The sequence below is a fragment of the Actinomycetota bacterium genome, from assembly GCA_019347675.1.
In the GTDB taxonomy this organism is placed as follows: domain Bacteria; phylum Actinomycetota; class Nitriliruptoria; order Nitriliruptorales; family JAHWKO01; genus JAHWKW01.
In genome coordinates this window covers 1-5,229 of record JAHWKW010000019.1, presented here as the reverse complement: position 1 = coordinate 5,229, position 5,229 = coordinate 1, and the positions used below count along the sequence as shown (strand labels likewise).

Below are 5,229 nucleotides of genomic sequence, written 5' to 3'. Positions count from 1 at the left end.
GACGCCGAGACCGCCGACGCCCGACTCGACGAGTGGCTGTCGCAGCGGGGCATCACCCGCGACGACATCCCCGTGGACGACGTGCATGCAGACAGCGTGCGTGCCTTCGGCGACGCGGAGTTCCGCCGCTACCGCATCCGCGCCCGGTGGGTCACCGAGCACCCGCCGACCAAGTAGAGCGTCACTGTCGAAGACCGCGGCGCGGCACCGAGGGCCCGACGGGTCGGGGCAAAGGTCGAACCTGGGATCAGGCCGCTAAGGCGCGACCGGCGCGGCCGATGGCACCAGATTCGTCGAGCAGCTGTCGGCACGTTCGATCGGACCGGTCGGATCGGCGGGGCCGGCGTGGGGGTGGGGGGACCCGGGGGTCAGGTGGGTGGGTCTCGGACGATCTGTCGCCCGTGGGGGGTGGTGAAGGTGACGGTGTTGTCGCGGGGTTCCACCGCACTTTCCAGCCGCCTTCGTGGACCAGCTGGTGGCAGTGGTAGCACAGCAGCACGAGGTTGTTGAGGTCGGTGGGGCCCATGTCGGTCCAGTGCACGCAGTGGTGGGGGACGCACAGGTGGGCTGGAGCCCCGCAGCCGCGGCAGGCCTTGTCGCGCACGAGCAGGCAGTCGCGCTGGCCGACGGTCGGGGCGCGGGTGGTGCGCCCAACATCGATCGGGACGGACGCGCCGTCGAGCACGACCGGGACGATGTTGGCGTGGCAGGCCAGCCGGCGGGCGGTCTCGGCGCAGATCGGGCCGGTGTGGCCCAGGCGGGCGTTGGCGTCGGCGTCGACGGCCTTGCGCAGGGTGGCCAGATCGGTGGTGACGATCACGCGTGCGGGGCGCCCCGCCGTGTCGGGCACGACGTCGGTGGTGATGGCGCGCCGGGCGAGCTCGCCGAGGGCGTCGGCGGCGCGCTGGGAGCGGGTGCGGACCTCCAGCTGGGGCCCGGTGGTGTGCATCTCGCGCAGCAGCGGCCGCCACGCCGCCAGGAACCACTCGCCGTTGACCGCGTCGAGTTGGGCGTCGATCGTGACGCTGCCGTCGTCACCGACGTGCACGTGGGCGTAGCGGTCGCGGTGGCGGGCGGCGGCGTCGTCGGCGGCCTGGTCGTGGTCGGCCAGCGCCGTCTTGAGCGTGCGGGCGGTCTTTCGCACCAGGTCGGGTCCGCCGTTCTTGGCGGCGTCGACCAGCTGGTCTTCGATGTCGCGTCCCGCCAGGCGCTGGTCGCTGGTGGCTTTGATGATCTCGGCGGCCGCGTCGCGGGAGATGTCGCCGTCGGCGAACGCCCCTTTGGTGGCCGGCAGAGCGTCGAGCTTGTCGGCGGTGTTGAGCTGGCCGGCCGCGTCACGCCACGACGAGCCCAGCTGGTCGCGTGCCCAGGTCGCCGCGTCACGGGCACCGTCGGCCTTGTGGGCTCGGCGCCGTTGCACGGTGGCCAGCCACGACGTGTCGACCGCCTCCAGCCGGTTGCGGGCACGACGCAGCTGCTTGACCGCCCCGGGCAGGTCGTGGGGATGGATCGTCTCCGGGTCGATGGCGGCCACGCCGGCCACGGCATCGTCGAGGCCGGCCAGCGCCCCCGCCACGTCCACGCCCACGGCATCGTCGAGGCCGGCCAGCGCCCCCGCCACGTCCACGGCCACGGCCACGTCGCCGGCCGGAGGCGCACCGGGGCGGCCAGCGGCGGCGGCGGACGTTGCCGGCACCCGACGGTCGGACGCATGCGCGGTCGTTGGCGTGGTCGTTGGCGTGGTCGTTGGCGCGGTGGGGGCGGAGGTCAGCGTCAGCTGCTGGCGCGGTGTGGCCGCGTCCAGCTCGGTGTTGCCGTGGGTCATCGGTGTTGCCTGTCGCCGGTGCCCCCCGGACGACTCCGAACATACGTTCGATACGTTACTTCCCGTGCGCCGGCCTGTCAAGCAAGGTTTCCCCACATCGAGCCATCAACGTGCGCTGCGGCACGACGCGGTCCTGGCTGACGGCGAACGCGCTCGCGGACCCGGCACGGAGCTCGGCGTCTGTGACGACGTCGACTCCGCTGCGAGGATGGTGGACCGGGCGTCCGCGGCGGTTCGGCGCAGCCGTCGGGACGAGAGCAGGCATCGGAAGAGGGAATTCGTCGTCAGAACGTGCCTTGATCGCGTCCGCGGTAGATGCGCACCTCGGCGTGTTCGATGGTGACGAGACCTTCGTCGATGAGGTCGTCGAGTGCTGGCAGGACGCGTTCGATGTTGCCGGCCCGGTCGACGCATTCGATGACGATGGGGAGGTCCTCGGACAGCCGCAGGACCTTGGCGGTGTGCACGATGCTGGAACGGCCGAACCCCATGATGCCGCGGACCACGGTCGCGCCGGCCAGTCCCTCGCGGCGGAGCAGTTCGACGATGGCGTGGTAGAGGGGACGTCCGTCGTGTTCGTCGTCCTCGCCGACGAAGATCCGCAGCAGCTTGCCGTCGGTGACGTTCTCCATGGTGGTGTCCTCGGTCAGGCCAGGTTGAGCAGCCAGCTGGTGGTCGCGACCGCGGCGATCCCGGCCGCGAACATGCCGGCCAGGTTGACGGCGGCGGCGCGCAGCTGCCGTGGGGTCGGCGGTTCGGTGAGCCGGACGGATTCGACCATCCACGTGGAGAAGGTCGTGAACCCGCCGGCGAACCCCGTGCCGGCAACCGTCAGCACCGACTCGGGTACGCGGTGGGTGGCGTGAAGTGTGATCAGCAACCCGAGTAGCGCGGCGCCGGTGATGTTGACGACCGCGGTGCCCCACGGCTGGCTCGACCCGGTACGGCGTTGCACGATCCCGGTCAGGCCGTAACGGGCGAGCGCGCCGAGCCCTCCTGCGATGATCGCAGCGGTGGTGATCACGGGCGTCGCTCGGCGAGTCGGATCCCGACCAGCGCCGCCAGCAACCCGCCGAGCATGCTCGCCGCGGCGTAGCCGGCCGCGACCCCCGTCCGTCCGCTGGTCGCCAGCTGCCAGGTCTCGGCCGACAGCGCCGAGAAGGTCGTGTAGGAGCCGAGCACTCCCACGCACAGCAGCGGGATGGTCAGCACGGTGCTGGTGGCGGCCTGCTCGAAGCGGACCAGCAGGTAGCCGAGCAGCAGCGCACCGGTGAGGTTGACGATGAACGTCGCCCACGGCCAGCCCGCGGGGTTGGCGGGCAGCGTGCCGACGGCGATCCGCAGGCCCGAGCCGGCACACCCGCCGATGAGCACCGCGAGACGCCGACGCCACGCCAAGGGAAGGTGGCGGCGAACGGTCGCACGAGGCCCGTCGAGCACCCGCAGCAGCCGGTAGGGCGCCTCAGGTGAGGGTTCGGTCAGCTGCGGGTCGCTCACCACGTGGCCTCCTGCGTCAACCGCAACGGTCGTCACAGGAGCTATCAGCCACGCGGGCGGTTGTCGGCGAGCCCCATCGCCATCGCCGTGCATGCTACGCGCCGTGATAGCCCGGCGAGTCGTGGACGCGGCGGCCGGGCCTCACTCTCGCCGGCGTGGCACTCGTGGTGTTCTTCCCGGAGCATCTCATCGAGGGCACGGTCGGGTTCGCACGGTCTCCTGGCTTGTCCACCTTCCTCATCGCTGTTGTCTTCCTCGGCTTCCATCCCGAGAACTTGGCGGTCGGAGTGGTCGGGTCGGTCGAAGGCGCGACAGGCATCGTTCTGGCGACCATCCTGGGACAGGGGATGATCGCGATCGCACTGGCCTTCGGCCTGACAGCACTGATCGTTCCCTTGCGCTTCCAGAAGGTGCCCCGGCCGGTGTTGGCCGTACCCGTGGCTGCGGCGCTCATGCTGACCGCGGTCGCGATGGGACGGGCGCCTGTCCCGGCCGGACGGTGCCCTGCTCGTCGCGGGGTACGTCATCGCCGTGGTGTACCTCGCCTGGTTGGGTCGGTGCGGCCTTGATGTCCGACCGACCGGTGAGGTCGCCGAGGTCGTGGAGAAGCCGCAGCGGCTGTCCACCCGACGGTCGATCGCCTTCACAGTGGCTCCGTCCTCGCTTCTTCCTCTTCAACGCCGGCGGGATCGCGCTGGTCAGTCCCTTCCACGTGGACACGCCGAGCGAGCGGTTCTACCTCCCAGTCGCGGTCGGCAGGTCATCCTCATCCCCGTTCTCCTGATGAGCCGCAAGCTGCTCCGGTGGGGCGCGGGGGTGTGCTGGTCAGTGCCTACCTGGTGTTCGCGTTCGGTGGGTAGCTCGTGCTCGGTCCCACCGTTGCCCGGCTCCCCTGACGTGACCGGCCATGACGGTCGTCAGTGAACGACCGCGGGGGTGAACACCGGGGCGTTGAGATGCAGGTCGATCACGCTGACTGTGCGGGCGCGTCAGGTACCCGAGGATGTTGCGGTGTGCGGGAGCTGTCAGCCGGCTGCGCGTCGGGATGGGATGTCGATGCGGCCCCGCTCGATGAGCTTGAAGTGGATGAGGTCTTCACGAACGTCGACGATCTCGACGACCCAGACGTCGTCGTCGCGACCTGCGAGCAGGCGCCTCCCGGGGGCCGGTTCCACGTCCGAACGGAGATCCTCGGTCAGGGCAGGTAGTGCCAGTCCTCGTCCACACTGCCGAGATCGATGATGATGTCGACCATGGCGGCCTCCTCCCTGTCAGTGTGCCGGAGCCGTGGGACGGTGGCGAGTGGTGGGTCATCCTGGTGGCCGTCGTGGATGGTGGATTGGGTTCCGGTTCGTCGAAGCACCCAGGAGCCGCGCGAGGGTGTCGTCGTCGGTGTCGTCGACAACGATGTCGTAGTGGTAGGGCAGGGTGAGCGTGCGGCGCAGCTCGAAGCCGGCGTCTCGGAGTTTGCCGGCGGTGGTGGTGCGGATCTGCGCGTGGGGATGTAGACAGGACCCGCCAGCACTTGTCGAGGGTGGTGTCGACTGTGGCGAACACGGAGATGCCGGGGGAGCCGTGCCGGCGCAGCGTGATGAGGGCGTTGCGACGCAGGTCGTCGATGTGCATGACACCACGGACGACGACGGTGGTGTCGTCAGGCAGGGGTTCTCCGTGACGTGGGTCATGGCTGGTCGTAGAGTCGTCGGGCGGCGTAGCGGTTCCAGATGGCGTGGCAGTAGGCGACTGTCTCGGTCGACAGTGCTTGCCGTTGAGGCCTAGTCCTAGTCGCGTTTTCCGCACCGTTTGGGGTCAAGGTCTTGGTGTTCGGGCCACGGTAGTGGGATGTCGAGGAGGCCCAGGATGGTGCGTTGGGCGGCGGTGAGCCGGTCGAGGACGACTCCCGTGGG

The 5,229-nt window shown here is 70.2% G+C and carries 7 protein-coding genes; 1 reads left to right on the top strand and 6 read right to left on the bottom strand.

Going from position 1 to position 5,229, the window contains the following annotated elements:
* Positions 1 to 247: 247 nt before the first annotated feature.
* From KY462_13135 to KY462_13120, 4 genes are all read right to left on the bottom strand, one after another.
* The gene (locus KY462_13135; protein ID MBW3578657.1) at positions 248 to 1,825 is read right to left on the bottom strand and encodes a DUF222 domain-containing protein; all 1,578 of its coding nucleotides are present in this window, start codon (positions 1,823 to 1,825) and stop codon (positions 248 to 250) included.
* Positions 1,826 to 2,109: 284 nt separating this feature from the next.
* The gene (locus tag KY462_13130; protein ID MBW3578656.1) at positions 2,110 to 2,457 is read right to left on the bottom strand and encodes a DUF190 domain-containing protein; all 348 of its coding nucleotides are present in this window, start codon (positions 2,455 to 2,457) and stop codon (positions 2,110 to 2,112) included.
* Positions 2,458 to 2,471: 14 nt separating this feature from the next.
* The gene (locus KY462_13125; protein MBW3578655.1) at positions 2,472 to 2,849 is read right to left on the bottom strand and encodes a CrcB family protein; all 378 of its coding nucleotides are present in this window, start codon (positions 2,847 to 2,849) and stop codon (positions 2,472 to 2,474) included.
* Positions 2,846 to 3,415 carry a CrcB family protein gene (locus tag KY462_13120; GenBank protein ID MBW3578654.1) on the bottom strand — a complete coding sequence of 190 codons (570 nt, stop codon included), beginning with the start codon at positions 3,413 to 3,415 and terminating at the stop codon, positions 2,846 to 2,848. Before KY462_13120 ends, KY462_13125 begins: the two co-directional genes overlap by 4 nt.
* Before the next feature lie 71 nt (positions 3,416 to 3,486).
* Between KY462_13120 and KY462_13115 the strand changes: the two genes are divergently transcribed.
* Positions 3,487 to 3,891: a hypothetical protein gene (locus tag KY462_13115; protein MBW3578653.1), complete on the top strand. Its 405-nt coding sequence runs from the start codon at positions 3,487 to 3,489 to the stop codon at positions 3,889 to 3,891.
* Between the two features lie 456 nt (positions 3,892 to 4,347).
* Here KY462_13115 and KY462_13110 read toward each other — a convergent pair whose 3' ends face one another.
* Complete coding sequence (locus tag KY462_13110; protein ID MBW3578652.1) at positions 4,348 to 4,497, bottom strand: hypothetical protein; 150 nt, start codon at positions 4,495 to 4,497, stop codon at positions 4,348 to 4,350.
* A gap of 20 nt (positions 4,498 to 4,517) precedes the next feature.
* Entirely contained in the window at positions 4,518 to 4,685 is a 168-nt protein-coding gene (locus tag KY462_13105) for a hypothetical protein (protein MBW3578651.1), read from the bottom strand.
* Positions 4,686 to 5,229 lie beyond the last annotated feature (544 nt).